General features: G+C 70.2%; 19 protein-coding genes. 8 read left to right on the forward strand and 11 right to left on the reverse strand.

Going from position 1 to position 18,569, the window contains the following annotated elements; genetic code table 11:
* Position 1: 1 nt before the first annotated feature.
* Positions 2 to 856, forward strand: coding sequence for a cytochrome c biogenesis CcdA family protein (locus ACQPYK_RS39625; RefSeq protein ID WP_433243317.1), 855 nt, complete (start codon positions 2 to 4; stop codon positions 854 to 856).
* A 16-nt stretch (positions 857 to 872) separates the two neighbouring features.
* On the opposite strand, the gene ACQPYK_RS39630 is transcribed toward ACQPYK_RS39625, so the two are convergent.
* Complete coding sequence (locus ACQPYK_RS39630; protein ID WP_433243320.1) at positions 873 to 1,613, reverse strand: nuclease-related domain-containing protein; 741 nt, start codon at positions 1,611 to 1,613, stop codon at positions 873 to 875.
* A gap of 209 nt (positions 1,614 to 1,822) precedes the next feature.
* Here ACQPYK_RS39630 and ACQPYK_RS39635 point away from each other — a divergent pair, with 209 nt between their 5' ends.
* Both ACQPYK_RS39635 and ACQPYK_RS39640 read left to right on the forward strand, forming a co-directional pair.
* Positions 1,823 to 2,407, forward strand: coding sequence for a TetR/AcrR family transcriptional regulator (locus ACQPYK_RS39635; protein ID WP_433243323.1), 585 nt, complete (start codon positions 1,823 to 1,825; stop codon positions 2,405 to 2,407).
* 190 nt (positions 2,408 to 2,597) lie between these two features.
* Positions 2,598 to 4,040 (forward strand): MFS transporter, encoded by a 1,443-nt coding sequence (locus tag ACQPYK_RS39640; RefSeq protein WP_433243326.1) that lies wholly within the window; start codon positions 2,598 to 2,600, stop codon positions 4,038 to 4,040.
* 183 nt (positions 4,041 to 4,223) lie between these two features.
* On the opposite strand, the gene ACQPYK_RS39645 is transcribed toward ACQPYK_RS39640, so the two are convergent.
* The 5 genes from ACQPYK_RS39645 to ACQPYK_RS39665 all read right to left on the reverse strand — a co-directional run bounded on the left by ACQPYK_RS39645 (position 4,224) and on the right by ACQPYK_RS39665 (position 8,606).
* Entirely contained in the window at positions 4,224 to 5,321 is a 1,098-nt protein-coding gene (locus tag ACQPYK_RS39645; protein ID WP_433243329.1) for an acyl-CoA dehydrogenase family protein, read from the reverse strand.
* Positions 5,318 to 5,470: a hypothetical protein gene (locus ACQPYK_RS39650; RefSeq protein ID WP_433243332.1), complete on the reverse strand. Its 153-nt coding sequence runs from the start codon at positions 5,468 to 5,470 to the stop codon at positions 5,318 to 5,320. The genes ACQPYK_RS39645 and ACQPYK_RS39650 overlap by 4 nt, the downstream gene beginning before the upstream one ends.
* A complete protein-coding gene (locus ACQPYK_RS39655; RefSeq protein ID WP_433243335.1) occupies positions 5,467 to 6,642 on the reverse strand; it encodes an acyl-CoA dehydrogenase family protein in 1,176 nt (391 codons plus the stop codon). The genes ACQPYK_RS39650 and ACQPYK_RS39655 overlap by 4 nt, the downstream gene beginning before the upstream one ends.
* 196 nt (positions 6,643 to 6,838) lie before the next feature.
* Positions 6,839 to 8,044: an acyl-CoA dehydrogenase family protein gene (locus ACQPYK_RS39660; RefSeq protein ID WP_433243338.1), complete on the reverse strand. Its 1,206-nt coding sequence runs from the start codon at positions 8,042 to 8,044 to the stop codon at positions 6,839 to 6,841.
* A gap of 151 nt (positions 8,045 to 8,195) precedes the next feature.
* Positions 8,196 to 8,606 carry a YybH family protein gene (locus ACQPYK_RS39665; RefSeq protein ID WP_433243341.1) on the reverse strand — a complete coding sequence of 137 codons (411 nt, stop codon included), beginning with the start codon at positions 8,604 to 8,606 and terminating at the stop codon, positions 8,196 to 8,198.
* A 196-nt stretch (positions 8,607 to 8,802) separates the two neighbouring features.
* Between ACQPYK_RS39665 and ACQPYK_RS39670 the strand changes: the two genes are divergently transcribed.
* Positions 8,803 to 9,384 (forward strand): GNAT family N-acetyltransferase, encoded by a 582-nt coding sequence (locus tag ACQPYK_RS39670; RefSeq protein WP_433243344.1) that lies wholly within the window; start codon positions 8,803 to 8,805, stop codon positions 9,382 to 9,384.
* A 151-nt stretch (positions 9,385 to 9,535) separates the two neighbouring features.
* Here the strand turns inward: ACQPYK_RS39670 and ACQPYK_RS39675 are convergent, their stop codons facing one another.
* The gene (locus tag ACQPYK_RS39675; RefSeq protein ID WP_433243346.1) at positions 9,536 to 10,129 is read right to left on the reverse strand and encodes a TetR/AcrR family transcriptional regulator; all 594 of its coding nucleotides are present in this window, start codon (positions 10,127 to 10,129) and stop codon (positions 9,536 to 9,538) included.
* A 73-nt stretch (positions 10,130 to 10,202) separates the two neighbouring features.
* Here ACQPYK_RS39675 and ACQPYK_RS39680 point away from each other — a divergent pair, with 73 nt between their 5' ends.
* A complete protein-coding gene (locus tag ACQPYK_RS39680) occupies positions 10,203 to 11,375 on the forward strand; it encodes an FAD-dependent oxidoreductase (RefSeq protein WP_433243349.1) in 1,173 nt (390 codons plus the stop codon).
* 39 nt (positions 11,376 to 11,414) lie between these two features.
* On the opposite strand, the gene ACQPYK_RS39685 is transcribed toward ACQPYK_RS39680, so the two are convergent.
* From ACQPYK_RS39685 to ACQPYK_RS39695, 3 genes are all read right to left on the reverse strand, one after another.
* Entirely contained in the window at positions 11,415 to 12,305 is an 891-nt protein-coding gene (locus ACQPYK_RS39685) for a DMT family transporter (protein WP_433243352.1), read from the reverse strand.
* Between the two features lie 315 nt (positions 12,306 to 12,620).
* A complete protein-coding gene (locus tag ACQPYK_RS39690) occupies positions 12,621 to 13,037 on the reverse strand; it encodes a spore-associated protein A (protein WP_433243355.1) in 417 nt (138 codons plus the stop codon).
* A gap of 115 nt (positions 13,038 to 13,152) precedes the next feature.
* Positions 13,153 to 13,515 carry a VOC family protein gene (locus ACQPYK_RS39695; RefSeq protein ID WP_433243358.1) on the reverse strand — a complete coding sequence of 121 codons (363 nt, stop codon included), beginning with the start codon at positions 13,513 to 13,515 and terminating at the stop codon, positions 13,153 to 13,155.
* Positions 13,516 to 13,778: 263 nt separating this feature from the next.
* Here ACQPYK_RS39695 and ACQPYK_RS39700 point away from each other — a divergent pair, with 263 nt between their 5' ends.
* Entirely contained in the window at positions 13,779 to 14,672 is an 894-nt protein-coding gene (locus ACQPYK_RS39700; protein ID WP_433243361.1) for a DMT family transporter, read from the forward strand.
* A 195-nt stretch (positions 14,673 to 14,867) separates the two neighbouring features.
* A complete protein-coding gene (locus tag ACQPYK_RS39705) occupies positions 14,868 to 15,197 on the forward strand; it encodes a hypothetical protein (RefSeq protein WP_433243364.1) in 330 nt (109 codons plus the stop codon).
* A 98-nt stretch (positions 15,198 to 15,295) separates the two neighbouring features.
* Here ACQPYK_RS39705 and ACQPYK_RS39710 read toward each other — a convergent pair whose 3' ends face one another.
* The gene (locus ACQPYK_RS39710; protein WP_433243367.1) at positions 15,296 to 16,087 is read right to left on the reverse strand and encodes a class II aldolase/adducin family protein; all 792 of its coding nucleotides are present in this window, start codon (positions 16,085 to 16,087) and stop codon (positions 15,296 to 15,298) included.
* A gap of 254 nt (positions 16,088 to 16,341) precedes the next feature.
* Here ACQPYK_RS39710 and secA2 point away from each other — a divergent pair, with 254 nt between their 5' ends.
* The gene (gene secA2 / locus ACQPYK_RS39715; protein WP_433243370.1) at positions 16,342 to 18,555 is read left to right on the forward strand and encodes an accessory Sec system translocase SecA2; all 2,214 of its coding nucleotides are present in this window, start codon (positions 16,342 to 16,344) and stop codon (positions 18,553 to 18,555) included.
* The last annotated feature ends 14 nt before the right edge of the window (positions 18,556 to 18,569 follow it).

Raw genomic sequence — 18,569 nt, forward strand, 5'->3', positions numbered from 1 at the left:
GGTGAACGCCGACCTGCCGCTCGCGCTGGCCCTCACCGCGGGCACTCTGGCCGCGTTCAACCCGTGCGGCTTCGCTCTGCTCCCGGCCTACCTGACCATGCTCCTCGCCGACGACACGGGCGCTCGCTCCGGCCCGGTGCCGCGGGCGCTCAAGCTCTCGGCCGCGATGACGGGCGGGTTCGTCACCGTCTTCGGCCTGTCCGGCCTGGTCCTCACCCCGCTGACCATATCCGTCGGGAAGTACCTCCCCTGGCTGACGATCGTGATCGGCGTCGCCCTCGCCGCACTGGGGCTGTGGCTACTGAGCGGCGGGGAGTTGTCGCCGCGCACCCCGAAGCTCGCCACCGGCCGCCCGGCGATGTCGGTGAGATCGCTGTACGGGTACGGGCTGTCCTACGCGGTGGCCTCGCTGTCGTGCACGGTCGGACCGTTCCTCGCGGTCGTCTCCGCCGCCATGGTCGGCGGCGGGGTGCTCGGCGGGCTGGCGGTCTTCGTGGCCTACGCGCTCGGCATGGGGCTGGTCGTCGTCCTTCTGTCGCTGGCCGTCGCGCTGGCCAGGGGCGCGGTCGTGGGTGGTCTGCGGCGGATCCTGCCGTACGCGTCACGGATCGGCGGCGGCCTGCTCCTGCTCGCCGGGCTGTACGTCGTCTACTACGGCTGGTACGAACTGCGCGTTTTCGCGGGAGCCTCGACCGGTGATCCGATCGTCGGCGCCGCGAGAACCGTACAGCGAACGGTGGCCGGATGGGTCGCGGTCATGGGCGCCGGCTGGATCGCCGTCGCCGTGGCCGTGGCCGTGGCCGTGCTCGCCGCGTTCGGGCTGGGGCGGAGCCATACCGGATCGCGCGGGAAATGAGCACGGCATGCCCGGCTCAGCCCATCCGGCGCAGCACCCGGGCGGCGGTCCGGGAGAGCAGCTCCACCTGATTCTCGTCGAACTCCGCGCGCGGCCCGCGCAGGATCCAGCGGGCCACCAGACGCGGCTTGAGCAGCGTGAGCCCCTCGGCGGTGACCGTCCGGCGGAGCTCTCCGCCGTGCACGGCGAGCAGCGGCTCGATCGTGACGGAGATGCCCGACTCCCGGGAGAGGACCTCGGCCAGGGAGTCGGAGGCGTCGACGAGCGCCTTGGCCACCTTGGAGCCGTACTTCTCGCCGAGGAACAGCCGCTCGCCGTACCTGGCGATCTCGGTCTCGGGGTGCCAGGCCTCGTTGTCGACCACCCAGATACCGCCGGGGCCGATGACGAGGTGGTCGATCGAGGCCTGTCCGGGCACGGCACGGCCGTCGAGGACGTTGTAGCCGTGCCTGCGGAGCTTACGGCGCAGCAGCTTGCCGGTGATGACCTCGCCCCGGCGCCTGCCCCGCCAGACCGCGGTGGCCTCGTAGGAGTGCCAGGCCCAGAACATGTCGGCGGCGGCGGCCAGCAGACCGGTCACGACCCCGACCACCGGGGGCGAGGGCAGGTCGAAGCGGTAGGCGAGCAGGACGCCCACGACCAGTCCGGCGGCCGCCTTGACCCAACGCGCCTTCCGGCGGTGCTCGGCGTCCTTGATCCAGAACTGCTCGTACATGACCTGGGGCGACAGGCCGTGAACCTGGTCATCAGGCGTCACGTAGATTGATCCGCCGGGCACAGCGAACCCTCCGGGGTCGACGAGAGATGGAAGGAGGCGGATCTGCGACGCTGAAGATCCCTCAGCTATGAAATACCCGGGCGGGGGCCCCAGGCATCCAAAGGTGATGGAAGTAACACAACCTCGATACCTGCCCGCCAGTTTGACCGACCAGTCGGTATGCTTGCCGCACGACATCAGGGGGACAAATGACTCAGGATCAGGAGCCGGTACGGCAGCGCCTGCTCGGCGAGGCCACCCGCCTGTTCGCCGAGCGGGGCTTCGAGAGCACCTCGGTGCAGGAGATCGTCGCGGCGGCCGGCGTCACCAAGGGCGCCATGTACCACTACTTCGACTCCAAGGACGACCTGCTCCACGAGATCTACGGGCGCGTGCTGCGCATGCAGATGGAGCGGCTGACCCGCCTCGCCGACGGCCCCGGCCCGGTGGCCGGGCGCCTGCACGCCGCCGCCGCCGACGTCGTGCGGACCACGGTGGAGAACCTGGACGACTCCAAGATCTTCTTCCGCTCCATGCACCTGCTCGCCCCCGACACCCGCAAGAACGTCCGCGCCGAACGCCGCCGTTACCACGAGCGCTTCCGCGACCTCGTCATCGAAGGGCAGCGCGAGGGCACCTTCCGGGACGACACTCCCGCCGAGATGGTCGTCGACTTCTTCTTCGGCTCGGTCCACCACCTGGGCACCTGGTACAGCGCGGAGGGCCCGCTGTCGGGCGCCGAGGTCGGAGAGCACTTCGCCGACCTGCTCCTCACCTCCCTGCGGCCGAAATAGCCCCCTCTTTCACTTCTTCACGACGCCCGGCCGCCTCCGAGAGGAACTCATCGCCCTCGAAGAGGCCGTCCTCACGAAAAATCACACCGCTCCGCAGAAGATCCACGCTTCGCGTCCGATTGCGGAACCAACCTTTCCGCAATGCCTCGTAACGTTCACTTACCCCCGAACGACAGGCTCTGGAGGAGCGATGACCACCCTCGACATCCGCCCGGTGGAGGCACAGGAAGCCGCCGGGTCCGCGCCGTACAAATGGCGCTGGCCCGCCCTCTTCGTGATCCTCGCCGGCTCCGTGATGGAGCTCCTCGACGCCACCGTCACCAACATCGCCGGCCCGACGATGCAGGCCGACCTCGGCGGCGGCACCTCGATGATCCAGTGGTTGGGCGCGGCGTACACGCTGGCCATGACGGCCGGACTGCTCACCGGCGGCCGGCTGGGCGACATCGTCGGCCGCAAGCGGATGTTCCTCATCGGCGCGACCGGCTTCGTGGTCGGCTCGCTGCTCTGCGCGATCTCCGTCTCGCCGGAGACCGTGATCGCCGCCCGGGTGATCCAGGGTCTGTTCGGCGCCGCGATGGTCCCGCAGGGGCTCGGCATGATGAAGGAGATGTTCCCGCCGAAGGAGCTTCAGGCGGCGTTCGGCGCGTTCGGCCCGATCATGGGACTGTCCGCGATCGGCGGCCCGATCCTGTCGGGCTGGTTGGTCGACGCCGACTTCTTCGGCACCGGCTGGCGCATGGTCTTCCTGATCAACCTGCCGGTCGGCCTGGTCACGGTGCTGGCCGCGATGAGGTTCCTGCCCGCCACCCGGCTGACCCGGGCGGTCAGGCTCGACCTTCCCGGCGCGCTCCTGGCCTCCCTCGGCTCGCTGCTGATCGTCTTCCCGCTGGTCCAGGGCCGCGAGTACGACTGGCCGGCCTGGACGTTCGTGATGATGGCCAGCTCCGCGGCGGTGTTCGCGTTCTTCGGCTGGTACGAATCGCGCAAGAACCGCAAGGGCGGCGACCCGCTGGTCGCGCCGAGCCTGTTCCGCAAGCGCGCGTTCGTCGGCGGCATGTTCACCGGAACGATCTACTTCTCCGCCTTCAGCGGGTTCGGCCTGGTCTTCAATCTCTACACCCAGCTCGGCCTCGGCTACACCCCGCTGAAGGCCGGTCTGGCCGGCGTCCCGCTCTCCGTGGGCATGATCGTCGGCATGGGCGTGGTGCAGGCGGTCAGGAAGCACGGCCGCCGGGTGCTGCACGCGGGTGCCGTGATCATGACGGCCGGCGTCGTCGCCCTGCTGCTGCTCCTCGAACCCGGAGTGAGCCCCTGGCAGCTCACCCCCGCGCTGCTCGTCACCGGCCTGGGGTCAGGCCTGATCATGGGCCCGTACTTCGAGATCGCGCTGGCCGGCGTCGAGCCGCACGAGACCGGCTCCGCCTCCGGCACTCTCACCGCGCTCCAGCAGGTCGGAGCGGCGCTCGGGGTGGCCCTGCTCGGCACCGTCTTCTTCGGCGCGATGGGCGGCGACCCCACCGCCGCCGCGCGGAGCACCTTCTGGGTGGTCGCGGGGATGGTCGCGCTGACCTTCCTGGTCGGCTTCCTCCTCCCCCGGCACGCCCGCGAGGAGGGCGACCCGGTTCACTGACCTTCCCGCATCGTCCGGCACGACGACGGCCCCCGGCTCCGCGCCGGGGGCCGTCGTCGTGCCGCCCTCATGCCGCCGTCGTGTCGCCGCCGTCGTGTCATCTTGTCGCCGTCGCCCTCACGCCGCCGTCGCCCTCACGCCGCCGTCGCCCTCATGCCGCCGTCGCCGTCGTGCCGACGTGGGTCAGACGGGAGCGGGCAGATCCGCGAGGACCGCGAGCGCGTCCCGGTGGGCGCCGGGGGTGCCGAGCGCGATCCCGGTGGACTTGGCGCGCTTGAGATACAGGTGCACCGGGTGCTCCCAGGTCATCCCGATCCCGCCGTGGAGCTGCACCGTCTCCTCGGCGACGTGCAGGGCCACCTCGGAACACCAGGACTTGGCGACCGCCACCGCGAGTTCGGCCGCCTCGATCGCCTCGGCCGACGCCGACGCCGACGCCGACGCCAGCGTGTCGGCGGCGTTCCTGGCCGCCGCGCGGGCACGCACCACATCCAGCCAGAGGTCGGCCATCCGGTGCTTGATCGCCTGGAAGGAGCCGATCGGCCGGGCGAACTGGTGGCGCTCCTTGATGTAGGCGAGCGTCGTGTCCAGGCACCACTGCGCGACCCCGAGCTGCTCGGAGGCGAGCAGACCCGCTCCGAAGCCCAGCACCCGGCGGGCGTCGAAGGAGCCGATCACCTCACCCGGGGCGTCGGAGAACGTGACGGTGGCGATCGGCCGGGTCAGGTCCAGCGACGGCACCACGTCGACCCGGACGTGCCCGGCCTCCACCCGGTACAGCGCCTGGCCGACCGGGACGAGCAGCACGTCGGCCACGTCCGCGCCGGCCACCGCCCTGACCTCCCCGCTCAGTGTCCCCCGGTCGGTGACCGTGACGCTCTGCGGCAGCGGCCTGTACGGCGAGGCCGCCAGCGACACCGCGAGCGCCGCCGTGGTCTCACCGGAGGCGAGTTCCTGGATCAGGTCCTCCTCCCCCACCGCCAGCAGGGCCTTCGTCGCGAGCACCGAGCTGGTGAGGAAAGGCACCGGCGCCACCGCCCGCCCCAGCTCTTCCAGCACCACCGCGACCTCACGCGCCGACGCCCCCGCCCCGCCGTACTCCTCCGGCACGAGCAGGCCCGCCACCCCGATCTCCCGTGACAGCGTCTTCCACAGGTCCATGTCGTACGGCGAGGCGGACTCGAGCCGCCTCAGCACGGCGTCGGGACCGCTACGGTCGGCGAGCAGGTCCCGCACGGAGGCCCGCAGCTCTTCCTCGACCTCGGTGTACAGAAGCGTCACTGGTCGCTCACCACTTCCTCGTTCGTCATGCGGACCGCCACTTCCTCGTTCGTCATGCGGACCGCCGCTTCCTCGTTCGTCATGCGGACCGCCGCGCCCCCCGCTCCGCTCACCGGGCCGGGAGCCGTCATCGGGCCGGGAGCCGTCACCGGGGCAGGTCCTTCCAGGGCGCGTCCTTGTCGACGCGGGGTTCCGACGGCAGGCCGAGCACCCGCTCGGCGACGATGTTGCGCAGGATCTCGGAGGTGCCGCCCTCGATCGAGTTGCCCTTGGCCCGCAGGTAGCGGTATCCGGGGCCGCGGCCGAAGAAGTCCACGCTGTCGGAGCGGCGGAACGTCCAGTCGTCGTAGCCGAGTCCCTCCTCCCCGCGCAGCTCCACATCCAGCCCGGACAGCGCCTGGTTGAGCGAGGCGAAGGATAGCTTCATGCCCGAGCCCTCCGGGCCCGGCTGCCCGGCGGAGAGCTGCTCGCGCAGCCGTGCTCCGGCCAGCCGGGTGGCCTCCGCCTCCACCCACAGCCGCAGCAGCCGCTGGTGCAGGTCGTGGGTGCGCAGCTCGGGCCGGGCCCGCCAGGTCTCGGCGACCACGCCGACCATGCCGCCGCCCCGTCGGACCGGCGCGCCGCCGATCGCCACCCGCTCGTTCATGAGCGTGGTCTGCGCCACCCGCCACCCGTCGCCCACCTCGCCCAGCCGCAGGGAGTCGTCGAGCCGCACGCCCGTGAGGAAGACCTCGTTGAACTCGGCCTCACCGGTGATCTGTCGCAGCGGCCGGACGTCGACGCCGGGGGCGTGCATGTCGCACACGAAGTAGGTCAGTCCCCGGTGCTTGGGCACGTCCGCGTCGGTCCTGGCGACCAGGATCGCCCAGCGGGCGTGGTGGGCGCCGGAGGTCCACACCTTCTGCCCGTCCACGACCCACTCGTCGCCGTCGCGGACCGCCCGTGTGCCGAGCGTCGCCAGGTCCGATCCGGCGCCGGGCTCGCTGAAGAGCTGACACCAGATCTCCTCGCCCGTCCACAGCGGGCGCAGGAACCTCCTGCGCTGCTCGTCGGTGCCGAATGTCAGGATCGTCGGTGCGGCCATGCCCAGCCCGATCGCCTGCACCCCGGTGTCGAGCTGCGGGGTCCCCGCCAGCTCCTGCTCCACCACGTTCTGCAGCTCCCGTGGAGCGCCGAGACCACCGAGCCCCTCGGGGAAGTGCACCCAGGCCAGCCCGGCATCGAACCGGGCTTCCAGGAACTCCAGCCGGTCTCCGGCGGGGTCGTGCGCGGCCAGGAACGCGACGGCGCGCTCCCTGATCGTCTCCTCGTCCAACGCCACGAACGGACACTCCCTTCATCGGGTGTCTGGCTTCATCGGATATCTGGTCCCGGTCGCGCCCGAACACGGGAACGCGCCCGAACACGGGAACGTCCCTTCATGGGAACGCGCCCGGACACGGGAACGTCCCTTCATGGGAACGTCTTTCCACTCATGGGAACGTCTTTCCGCGGTGGAGGCGGGGAGGGACGCGGGTTCAGGTCATGTGCTTTTTGAGCTCGCGGTAGGCCAGGGAGCGCTTGTGCACCTCGTCAGGCCCGTCGGCGAGCCGCAGGGACCGCGCGCCCGCCCACAGGCCCGCCAGCGGGAAGTCCTGGCTGACGCCTCCGGCGCCGTGCGCCTGGATGGCCTTGTCCAGGATCCACTCCACATCGCGCGGGGTGGCTATCTTGATGGCCTGGATCTCGGTGTGGGCGCCGCGGTTGCCGACGGTGTCCATCAGCCAGGCGGTCTTCAGCACCAGCAGGCGGAGCTGCTCGATCCTCACCCGCGACTCGGCGATCCAGTCCTGGACGACTCCCTGCCGGGCGATCGGCTTTCCGAACGTGCTTCGCGACAGGGTCCGCGTGCACATCAACTCGACGGCCCGCTCGGCCATGCCGATCAACCGCATGCAATGGTGGATCCGCCCCGGCCCCAGACGCGCCTGGGCGATCGCGAAGCCGCCGCCCTCCTCGCCGATCAGGTTGTCCACCGGCACCCTGGCGTCGTCGAACACGATCTCGGCGTGGCCGCCGTGGTCGGCGTCGGAGTAGCCGAACACGTGCATGCCCCGCCGGATGTCCACGCCGGGCGTGTCACGCGGCACCAGGACCATGGACTGCTGCCGGTGCGAGGAGGCCTCCGGGTCGGTCTTGCCCATGACGATGAGGATCTTGCAGTTCGGGTTCATCGCCCCCGAGGCGAACCACTTGCGGCCGTTGATCACGTATTCGGAGCCGTCCCGGACGATCGACAGCGCGATGTTCGTGGCGTCCGAGGACGCGGAGTCCGGCTCGGTCATCGCGAACGCCGACCGGATCTCCCCGCGCAGCAGCGGCTCCAGCCACTCCTTGCGCTGCCAGTCGTTGCCGAACATGGACAGCACTTCCATGTTGCCGGTGTCCGGGGCGGCGCAGTTGGTCGCGGTGGGGGCGATCCGGGGCGAGCGGCCCATGATCTCCGCCAGCGGGGCGTATTGCAGGTTGGTCAGCCCCGCCCCATGCTCACCCGGCAGGAAGAGGTTCCACAGGCCCCGCCTGCGCGCTTCCTGCTTGAGGTCCTCCATCAGCGGGGGGCTGGCCCAGCCGCTCTCGGCCCCCTGGGCCTCGAAGGCCTCCTCGGCCGGATAGACGCACTCGTCCATGAAGCCGAGCAGCCGCTCCCGCAGCTCCTCGGTGGTGGCGTCGAAGGCGAAATCCATGGGCTCTCCTCACGGTCTCCCTGGAGCGTACCGACCGGACGGTATGGATGTCGACACACCTCCTGGCCGAACCCGTGCCCTTCGAGCCCGTAGAAGACCTCGACCCCGCCCCGAAGAGGCACCACGCCATCGGAACCGGAGGGAGACGGCGTCACGAGCCGGGCTTGATCTCCGTGCCCTGCGCGGACAGGAGCCGCCATCCCGTGCCGGAGTCGGCGGCGAAGACGTGGGTGTACCGGCTGCCGGAGGTGAAGGCGGTGCCGTCGGCGCCGGTGAAGCTCATGCCGGTCCGCCCCACGACGACGCCGACGTCTCCGATCCGGCGGACGACGGCCTCATCCGGGAAGGACTCCACCGCGGGAAACCGGAGGGTTCCGGACGACACCAGGTCGAGCAGGTCGGCTCTGGTCGCGATCGCGCCGTCGTTGACGGCGACCAGGACGAAGTCGTCGGCCAGCAGGGAGTCCAGGCCTGCGACGTCGGCCGCCATCAGAGCGTCGAAGAAGCGCCGGTCGTGGTCGAGCAGGAGCGCGCGGTCGTCGGGGCCGGCCGTGACGGTCATCGGTGTCCAATCGATGAGGAGGGAGGGATTCCCTCGGGGAAGGGCTCCGATGTTAAACATTGACGTCGGTGACAACGCCAGCCGCGACCGCACCACCGGTGGCGCCTGCCGGCGAAGCCGGTCGCGAAGTGGTCGCCGGGACGCGCCCCGGAGTGGACCTTCTGACCGTCCCGCCACCTGTCCTAGGGTCTCCTCCATGACCGCGCTCATGCCCGCCCCCATCACGCTCGAAGGCGATGCCGTACGGCTCGAACCGCTCACCCTCGCCCACGTCCCCGACCTGTTCCTGGCCGGCGGCGGCGACGAGGAGGTGTGGCGCTGGCTCCCGATCTCCACCCCGCGTGAGGAGAGTGACCTGGAGAGGACGGCGGAGCAGCTGATCGGTGATCCCGAGAGCGTGCCGTTCGCGGTGATCTCCCGCGAGACGGGCCGAGCGGTCGGCTGGACCACCTACATCGCCACCCCGGGATACGCCGACAGCATCGAGATCGGCTGGACCTGGTACGGCAGGGCCGTGTGGCGCTCCGCGGTGAACACCGAGTGCAAGGTCCTGCTGATCGACCACGCCTTCGGCAAGCTCGGCTTCAACCGCGTCCAGCTCAAGACCGACATCCTCAACACCCGCTCCCAGGCCGCGATCCGGCGCATCGGCGGCGTCCACGAAGGGGTCCTGCGTCGCCAGCGCCGCCGCACGGACGGCACCTGGCGTGACACCACCTACTTCAGCATCCTCGACGACGAATGGCCCGCCCACCGCGCCCGCCTGCTGGCACGGTGAGCGCGGCGGACCAGCGGACGCGACAGACACAGTGAACATGGCGGACACGACGGACCAGCGGACGCGGCACGCACGGCGGACACGACGGGCACGATGACAGCCCGGCGCACGGCGGACACGACGGGCACGATGACAGCCGGGCGCACGGCGGCTACGCCAGCATCCCCCGGAGCAGTTCGCCGATCCCGAGGCGGAGGTCCTCCAGGGTCGGCGGCGTCCCTGCCCCGATGAGGGCATCGAACATCACGCCCTCGCTGAAAGCGACCATCTGGCGGCCGTGCCGTACCGGATCCGGCGACCCCAGGGCGACGAGCATCGCGACGGCGGGGTCGCGGAAGCGGCGTCCCGCCTCGTCGTAGACCGCGCGGAGCTCGGGACGGCGGGTGGCCTCCATGGCCAGCTCGTAGCGGGCGACCGTCCGGCGGCGGTCGACGGTGAGCTGCTTCCACAGCACCTTGGCCGTCGTCTCGACGAGCATGTCCAGCATGGCCGCCCTGTCCACCCCGTCGGGCATGGCCGGTTCCGCGCCGCCGAGGACGGAACCGAACGCGGCGGTCTCCAGCTCGGTGAGCCGCTCGAGTGCCAGTTCCAGGAGCGCCGAGCGGGTGCGCGCCAGGTTGGAGGTGGAGCCCGGCGGCAACCCGGCCGCCTCGTCCACCGCCCGGTGGGTCAGGCCGTGCACGCCCCGCTCGGCCAGCAGCGTGATGGCGGTCTCCGCGACGAGTTCGGCACGTTGGGACTTCATCCATTGATACTACATTTGTAGTTTAACTACTATCGTAGTAGCGTCCACTACATTCGTAGTAAGGGAGAGGGACATGGCGCGTGCAGTGGTGATCGGAGCGGGGATCGGCGGGCTGACGGCGGCGGTGGCGCTGCAGCAGCGGGGCTGGGATGTGACGGTGTTCGAGCGCGCCCCGTCGCTGGAGCCGGTCGGCTCCGGGCTGTCCGTTTTCGCCAACGCGATCAGGGCCCTGGACACGCTCGGCATCGGTGACGAGGTTCGCAGGCTGTCGGCGATCCAGGGCGAGGGCGGCATACGGCGGGCGATGAGCGGCCAGTGGTTGCTGAAGGCCGCCGAGGAGGACACCTCCGCCCAGCACGGAGACTCCGTGGTGCTGCTGCGCCGCGCCGACCTGGTCGACGCGCTCTCGGCGCGCCTGGCCCCCGACACGGTCCGACTGAACATCACGGTGACGGGGGCGGATCCGATCAGCGGCCGGGTGACCTTCCGGTCCGAGGGTCCAGAGGCCGAACCGGCGAGTGCCGTGACGGACGAGATGGAGGCCGACCTGGTGGTGGCCGCCGACGGCATCCACTCCCCCATCAGGACGGCACTGTTCCCCGGCCACCCCGGACCGCGTTACTCCGGGGTCACGGCCTGGCGGATGCTCGTCCCTGGCGAGGGGATTCCCGGTCAGACCTTCGAGACCTGGGGCGACGGCAAGATCTTCGGTTTCATGGCGCTCGCCGGGGGCCTGGCCTACTGCTACGGCACCGATGCCGTCCCCGCAGGCGGAGGCGGCGGGGACCAGCGAGCCGAACTGATGCGCCGGTTCAGGAGGTGGCACGCTCCGATTCCCGCGCTGATCGACGCCACCCCGCCGGAGAACATCCTCAGGAACGACGTCTACTACCTCCCCACCCCGTTGCCCTCCATGCACAGGGGAAAGATCGCGCTGCTGGGCGACGCGGCCCACGCCATGCCCCCGAACATGGGACAGGGCGGCTGCCAGGCGATCGAGGACGCGGTGGTGCTGGCCCATGTGGCGGGGAAGGACGCCGGACTGGCCGAATACACCGCCGCCCGGCTGGAGCGGACCTCGAAGATCGTGGCCCGGTCCGCCGCGATCTCCCGCGCCACCCAGATCCGCAACCCGCTGGCCGTATCGCTGCGCGACCTGGGGATCGCACTCGCCTGGCGGCTGTCGCCGAAGCGGCTTACCGGCGCACTGGACGAGGTGCTCGCCTGGCGACCGCCCACCGCCTGATCGGTCCGTGTCCCGGCGGGAGCGCGCCCCGGAAACGGGCTACGACGAGAGCGGAGCCGTCTCGCGGGCGGGGGCGTGGCTGCCGCCGTGGTCCGGAGAGAGCCGCCCCAGCGTGACGGTTCCCCAGATCAGCAGAGCGGCGGCGAAGAGCGCGGGGATCATGTTCGACAGGCCGGTCGGCATCGCCTCGTCGAGCAGCAGTGCCCCGGCGAGGATCGAGGTGATCGGGTCGACCACCTGCACCGTCGCGTAGGCGATGCCGAAGTAGCCGACCTCGTAGGATTTCTGCAGCAGCACCACCGCGCAGACCAGCAACACGGGGATCGCGACGGTGAACCAGGTCAGCAGCCTGCTCAGGTCACCGTCGAGACCGCCGCCCACCACTCGCACGAAAGTGGACACGCTGGCCGTCACCGCGCCCGCGCCGATCGACAGCAACAGCGCCTTGGCCGCGCCCGTCGCCTTCCGCCCGGCCAGGTGCGCCAGCAGCACCACCAGTCCGACGCAGCCCAGGAAACCGAACGCCTCCGGGTTCGTCATGTGCGGCGTCACGGCGTGCGCGGGCACGAGCAGCATCAGGCCGAGCAGGCCGACGGCCACCGCGATCGACCCGATGATCTCCGCCCTGCGCGGGCGCCTGCCGTGCAGCATCGCGGCGAGCGGCACGGCGAACACCAGCGTCGCCACGCTGATCGGCTGCACCGCGACCAGCGGCGCGAAGCTCAGCGCGACGGCGTGCAAAGATGCCCCGGCGAACCCGATCACGCCGCCCAGCCACCAGCGGGGCCGCCTCATCAGTTTGAGCGATGCCCCCGCGGAGACCGCCTCGAACTGCTGGAGCGCGGCGCCCAGCGCGTAGCCCAGCGCGCCGATCAGAGCGATCGACATCCCGACCCATGTCATCGCCACCCGCCAGGGGTGATCGGGCATAGGTAAAGAAACGGCAGTTGGGTCATCCCGCAAGCTTAGAGCGCCCGGTGAGTAGGTAACGGGTCTCCCAAGTGGGATCAAACCCCTATTCCGCCGCCGCGCCCACGGCCGCCGGCTTCACGGGATCGTTCAGGAGGGCGGCCTGCGGCCGAGTATCGTCCCCCCCGCACTCGGCTCGCCCCCGTCTGCAGGCCGGCACGCCGGCCGACGCACACCACCTGGAGGAGCGGGTCCGCGCCTGCTTCCCGGCTCAGGTGCCGGGCCGGATGACCGGTCCCGCGACCGTGACGGTTCCCGGGAATCCGACGGTCGAGATCAGCCGCAGTGAACGTTACTTAGACTTATGGTGGCGTCGCTCACGAGGGCGAAGATGTCGATACACCGGCCCCGAGCGGAGGCGTACACCGGGCCCGCGTAGTACTTGTAGACGCCATGATCCGAGTCCCACGAGTTGCTACCGGAAGGCCTGATTTCCACCCACTTGGAGGTCTCGGCACCGTAGTGGTCGCCGTACCCGTAGGCGAGAGCGCAGTTCATTCCCGTGCTGGAGTTCCAGCGGACTTCGAGAGTGCCTGTCTTCGTGCCGCTCTCGTAGGCGATGTCGTAGGTGCCGACCAGGTTGTAACCGCTGCCGCAGGGGCCGGCCGCACTCGCCGGCGCGGCCGTGGCGACCAGCCCCGAAGAGACCGTCACCGCAACTGCCAGAGCGGCCAGCTTGCCACGAGCACCCATGTGCTTCCTTTCGTTGATCTTCGTCGCGTGAGTCTAGGGGAATGATCGACTACGTGACGTCCCGGGGTCGATGCGGCGGATCCGGGGCTGCGTGGCCTGAGCCGGGAACCGGGATCTAGTCGCGGGTCGGGCAGACGCAGAAGAGGTGCCCGTCGGGGTCGGCGAGCACGACCCAGCCCCCCTCGCCAGGCTGGAAGTCGGGCTTGGTGGCCCCGAGCTCCAGGTAGTCGTGGACGGCCTTGTCCACGTCGGGCACCCGGACGTCGAGGTGGAACTGCTTGTCCGAACCCGGCCAGGCGGCAGGCTTGCGCTCGAGGTTCTGCTGGAAGTAGATGCTCATGGTGCCGTCGCCGATGCCGGCGTAGGTGTCCTCGGCGTACTGGACCTCGTAGCCCAGGACAGCCGCGTAGAACTCCGCCAGCCGCTTGGGGTCGGCGCAGTCGATGGTCACGGCGATGAGTTTCGCGGTCGTCGTCATGAACCTCACCTTTTCGCCTATACCTGTCAAGTGACGTCAGGATTGCGGGCGGATCATGAATTCCGGTCCGGCCGGATAACCGCTGGCCGGGGCGGCGGCGGCCCGGTTAGGGTCGCCCTGTGCCGACGCTCATCATTTCCCCGCCGCGCGCCCGCTAACGGGCGCTCCTCTCTCCTGACAACCGGATCCGGGTGATCCGGTCGGTGGCTGCCGCCTGCATACGTGCGCATCCGACGACGACCACCTCATCTGGAGAGACATCCATGACGCACGTTTCCGTACGGCGGGGTCTGCTGTACGTGTCCATCGCGGCGACCGCCTGGGGCTCCGGCGGCGCCGCCGGAGCGCTGCTCTACCGGGCGGGCGGCCTCGGCCCCGTCTCGACCTCGTTCTGGCGCTTCGCCTCCGGCGCGGTGATGCTCCTGCTGGCGGCACGCCTGTTCGGTCTCGGACGTCCCGCCGGTCTGGGGCGGATCGTGGTCACCGGCGGGGCGATGGCCGTCTACCAGACGGCCTATTTCGCGGCGATCGCCGAATCCGGTCTGGCCGTGGCCACAGTGATCACGATAGGCGCCACACCGGTCCTGGTGGCCGCCGGCGCGCGCCTGCTGTTGGGCGAGCGACTGGGCGTGGCGGGGCTGGGCGCGGTGGCGGTCGCCCTGACCGGTCTGGCCATGCTGACCCTCGACGGCGGATCGGCCGCCTTCTCGGTGGCCGGGACCGCTTGGTCGCTGCTGTCGGCGGCCGGCTACGCGGGCGTGACCCTGCTCAACCGGGCCCGCGCCGGCGAGCCGTACGCCACCGCCATGGGCGGGTTCGTCGTGGGAGGCCTCTGCCTGCTTCCCCTGGCGCTGGCCCAGGGCCTGTTGCCCCGGGGCGACCTGCTCACCTCCTCGGTGATCATCGCCTACCTCGGCGCGGTTCCGACGGCCCTGGCCTACGGCCTCTTCTTCACCGGGCTGGCCGCGGTGCGGGCCACGACGGCCGCTGTGATCAGCCTGGTGGAACCGGTCGGCGCGGCGGTCATCGGGGTGTTCGTCCTCGGTGAGCGGCTCACCGCGCAGTCGGTCGCGGGCGCGGTCCTGCTGCTGGCCGCCGTCGCCCTGCCGGCCCTCGACGAGAAGCGCGGGAGCGCGGACCCGGCCGCCACATTATAGCGGCGAATTCATGACTTTCCTCATGTCGCAGAAATAAACCGAACGGGAATGGAAAATCCATCGCCCATATTTGATTCAAGGATAAGACAACAATCAAATAATCGCCTTTTCTCTTAACAATTCCGCTCATATCGTGGCCATAGTGAACCGGCCGCCGGACGGTCTCCGCCGGCGGCCCGATCAGAGGGGAACGCCATGAACGACAAGCGGCGCTTGACGCTGATCAGCTCGGCACTTCTCACGGCCTCCGTCCTCGGAGCGGCCGCGATGTCCCAGTTCTCCGCCGTCCCCGCCTCGGCACAGACGATCGTGGCGAGCGTCCCGCCGGGCGCGTCGGCCACGGAACCGACCGCCGGCGCGAAACCCGAGGCGTACTGGAAGGCCTACCGCAAGGGCTTCATGGACGCCAAGGGCTGCGACAAGGGCACGAGCTTCTCCTACGACGAATCAGCGGACTGGGACAGAAAGGGCTGGGTCGACGGATACAACGCCGGCCACGTCGCCTTCTGCGAGAACACCGGCTGAATCTCCGCCGCCCGGAAAAGCGGTCGGAGAAAAGCGGGCCCGGGGTTTCGGAGACTCCGGGCCCCACCGGCGGGGAGACACCCCCTCCGCCTGCACCGTCAGTCGAACATGTCGGGCTCGGCGGTGACGATCTGGTCGTACAGGGGCTGGAAGTTGATCCAGCCGACCAGGTCGTTGCCGATCTGGCCGTGGGTGAGCTTGGCGTTCTCATGGTCGATCGGCACGGTCGGACCGGCGGCCTTGGCCAGGAGCTGGGCCTGGCACGAGCGTTCCATCGTGATGAACCACCAGGCGGCGGCGTCCACGGTGTCGCCGACGGTGAGCAGGCCGTGGTTGCGCAGGATGACCGCTTTGCAGGAGCCGAGCGCCCGGGCGATGCGACGGCCCTCCTCCGTCTCGACGACCACACCGGTGTAGTCGTCGAACAGCCCGTGGTCCTCGTAGAACGCGCAGGCGTCCTGGGTCAGCGGCTCCAGGAGCGTGCCCAGCGACGACAGGGCCTTGCCGTACACCGAGTGGCTGTGCGCGGCGGCGACCGCGTCCGGCCTGGCCTGGTGGACCATCGCATGGATCGCGAACGCGGCCTGGTTGACGTGGTAGCGCCCCTCGACCACCTGCCCCTGGTGGTTGACGAGGATGAGATCGCTGACGCGGATCCTCTTGAACGACACGCCGAACGGGTTCACCCAGAAGTGGTCGGTGTGCTCGGGGTCGCGAGCGGTGATGTGCCCGGCCACGCCCTCCTCGAAGCCGAACCGGCCGAACAGCCGCAGCGCGGCCACCAGGCGTTCCTGACGATGCCGGCGCTCCTGCCGCACGCTGTCGAACTTCTGCGGCAGCCGGAAGACGAGCTGGTCGGTGGGGATCGGCTGCAGGTCGGACAGGCTCATCGTGTCTCCAGAGCGGAAGGGCCGAGGGTGGAGGATGCCACGGACCAAGCCTGTCCCGTACGGACAGGCGTGTCCACATCGAACAGAATTTGATTCCGGAGTCGGCCGGCGGGCAGGGATCCAAGGTCGTCCGGCCGGCCGGACCGCCTCGCGCCGCCCATTACCGCGCCGTCTTCGGAGACGGAGGATCCATCGGGTCGGTACGGTGATCCGACAGCGGGAACGTGGACCCGGAAACGGGCGTTGGAGGGAACGTGGCCTCGATAACTCAGCTCATCAGGCGCTTCCTGGAGCGTCCCGGCTCGATCGACCTGGCGCCGTTCGAACGGACCGTGGCCGACGCCGGCGCCCGGGAGAAGCGCATCGGCGCGCTCACCGAGCTGCCGCGGCCTTCGGTGGACGACCTGGCCGAGTTCTGCGCGATCCTCCGGGAGGCCGCGCACCGCACGCTGGGCCTGCGGCCGTACGACGTGCAGCTCGTGGGCATGCTCGCCATGCTGTCGGGAAACGTCGCCGAGATGGCCACCGGCGAGGGCAAGACCCTGTCCGGGGCCATGGCCGCCGCCGGATACGCCCTGCAGGGCAAGCGGGTGCACGTGATCTCGGTCAACGACTACCTCGCGCAGCGGGACGCCGAGTGGATGGGCCCGCTGTACGAATCGTTGGGCGTTTCGGTCGGCTGGATCGCGGAGACCTCCACGCCGCAGGAGCGGCGGGCGGCCTACGCCAAGGACGTGACGTACGGATCGGTCAGCGAGATCGGCTTCGACGTGCTCCGCGACCGGACCCGCACCGACGTGGCCGACTTGGTCGTGCCCGAGCCGAACGTGGCGTTGGTGGACGAGGCCGACTCGGTGCTGGTGGACGAGGCCAGGGTGCCGCTGGTGCTGGCGGGGGCCGCCGACCCGGGCGGCTCCGTGCCGGAGATGGCCGCGCTCGTCCGCCAGCTGGTCAAGGGCTACCACTACGAGCTCGACGACCAGGCACGCAACGTCCACCTGACCACCAAGGGCATCGACACCGTCGAGCAGGCGCTGGGCCTGGAGCTCTACCACGACGCCGCCACGCTGACCGAGGTCAACCTCGCCCTGCACGCGCACGCCCTGCTGACCAAGGACGTCGACTACATCGTGCGTGACGGCAAGGTCCACCTGATCAACCCGTCCCGGGGCCGGGTGGCCCTGCTGCAGCGCTGGCCGGACGGCCTACAGGCCGCGGTCGAGGCCAAGGAGGCGCTGTCCCCCTCCGAGACCGGCGAGATCCTCGACTCGATCACCGTCCAGGGTCTGATCACCCGCTATCCCGAGAAGTGCGGCATGACCGGCACGGCGGTCGCGGTCGGGGACCAGCTCCGCGAGTTCTACGACCTCAAGGTGGCCGTGGTCCCGTCCAACCGGCCGTGTGTACGGACGGACGAGCCCGACCGGCTCTTCGAGTACGCGATGGACAAGGACCACGCGCTGGTCGAGGCGATCGTCGAGGTGCACGCGACCGGGCGGCCGATCCTGATCGGCACCCTCGACGTGGCCGAGTCCGAGCGGCTCTCCCTGACGCTGGCCGGGCGCGGCCTGGAGTGCGTGGTCCTCAACGCCAAGAACGACGCCGAAGAGGCGTCGATCATCGCCAGGGCCGGGGAGCGCGGCGCGATCACGGTCTCCACCCAGATGGCCGGGCGCGGCACCGACATCCGTCTCGGGGAGGGGGTGGACGAGCTCGGCGGGCTGTACGTCATCGGCTCCGGCCGGCACACCAGCAGCCGCCTGGACGACCAGCTCCGCGGCCGGGCGGGCCGTCAGGGCGACCCCGGGGGCTCGGTCTTCTACGTGAGCGGCGAGGACGACCTGATCACCCACTACGTGGCCGACGAGTACGCCAAGGGCGTGCCCGACCGCGATCTCGTGGGTCACGCCCAGCGCGTCGCCGAGGGCGTCAACATGGAGATCCACCGCAACACCTGGCGCTACACCCGTCTCCTCGAACACCACCGGAGCATGATCCTCGGCCTCCGGGAAAAGGTCCTGCGTGGCGACTCGGCCGGCGACGCGCTGGCCGGGGCGGCTCCCGAGCGGTGGTCGGAGCTGGCGGAGGCCGTCGGCGAGGAGACGCTCGGCGAGGCCGCCCGGCAGATCGTCCTGTTCCACCTCGACCGCTGCTGGGCCGACCATCTGGCCTACCTGGGCGAGCTCCGTGAAGGCATCCATCTGCGCGCCCTGGGTCGCCTCAGCCCGATCGACGAGTTCAACAAGGAGGCCAAGCCCGCCTACGAGCGCATGCTGGCCGAGATCGAGTCCCGCTCGATCGCCACGTTCGAGACCGCCACGATCACCTCCGAGGGCCTCGACCTCGCCGGCGCCGGCCTCAAACGTCCCACCGCCACCTGGACCTACCTCGTCCAGGACAACCCCTTCGGCACCGAGTGGGAGCGCATCCTCAACCGCCTGACCACCAAGGTCCGCAGCCGCCGCTGACCGCGGGCCTAGGC

The organism is Streptosporangium sp. CA-135522 (genome assembly GCF_050949235.1).
GTDB lineage: Bacteria > Actinomycetota > Actinomycetes > Streptosporangiales > Streptosporangiaceae > Streptosporangium.

Bases quoted from the DNA above. Each gene is read 5' to 3' on its own strand.
- ACQPYK_RS39635 (WP_433243323.1), top strand. From the start codon at position 1,823: ATGACTCAGGATCAGGAGCCGGTACGGCAGCGCCTGCTCGGCGAGGCC.
- ACQPYK_RS39640 (WP_433243326.1), top strand. From the start codon at position 2,598: ATGACCACCCTCGACATCCGCCCGGTGGAGGCACAGGAAGCCGCCGGG.
- ACQPYK_RS39660 (WP_433243338.1), bottom strand. From the start codon at position 8,044: ATGGATTTCGCCTTCGACGCCACCACCGAGGAGCTGCGGGAGCGGCTG.
- ACQPYK_RS39665 (WP_433243341.1), bottom strand. From the start codon at position 8,606: ATGACCGTCACGGCCGGCCCCGACGACCGCGCGCTCCTGCTCGACCAC.
- ACQPYK_RS39670 (WP_433243344.1), top strand. From the start codon at position 8,803: ATGACCGCGCTCATGCCCGCCCCCATCACGCTCGAAGGCGATGCCGTA.
- ACQPYK_RS39675 (WP_433243346.1), bottom strand. From the start codon at position 10,129: ATGAAGTCCCAACGTGCCGAACTCGTCGCGGAGACCGCCATCACGCTG.
- ACQPYK_RS39680 (WP_433243349.1), top strand. From the start codon at position 10,203: ATGGCGCGTGCAGTGGTGATCGGAGCGGGGATCGGCGGGCTGACGGCG.
- ACQPYK_RS39685 (WP_433243352.1), bottom strand. From the start codon at position 12,305: ATGCCCGATCACCCCTGGCGGGTGGCGATGACATGGGTCGGGATGTCG.
- ACQPYK_RS39690 (WP_433243355.1), bottom strand. From the start codon at position 13,037: ATGGGTGCTCGTGGCAAGCTGGCCGCTCTGGCAGTTGCGGTGACGGTC.
- ACQPYK_RS39695 (WP_433243358.1), bottom strand. From the start codon at position 13,515: ATGACGACGACCGCGAAACTCATCGCCGTGACCATCGACTGCGCCGAC.
- ACQPYK_RS39700 (WP_433243361.1), top strand. From the start codon at position 13,779: ATGACGCACGTTTCCGTACGGCGGGGTCTGCTGTACGTGTCCATCGCG.
- ACQPYK_RS39705 (WP_433243364.1), top strand. From the start codon at position 14,868: ATGAACGACAAGCGGCGCTTGACGCTGATCAGCTCGGCACTTCTCACG.
- ACQPYK_RS39710 (WP_433243367.1), bottom strand. From the start codon at position 16,087: ATGAGCCTGTCCGACCTGCAGCCGATCCCCACCGACCAGCTCGTCTTC.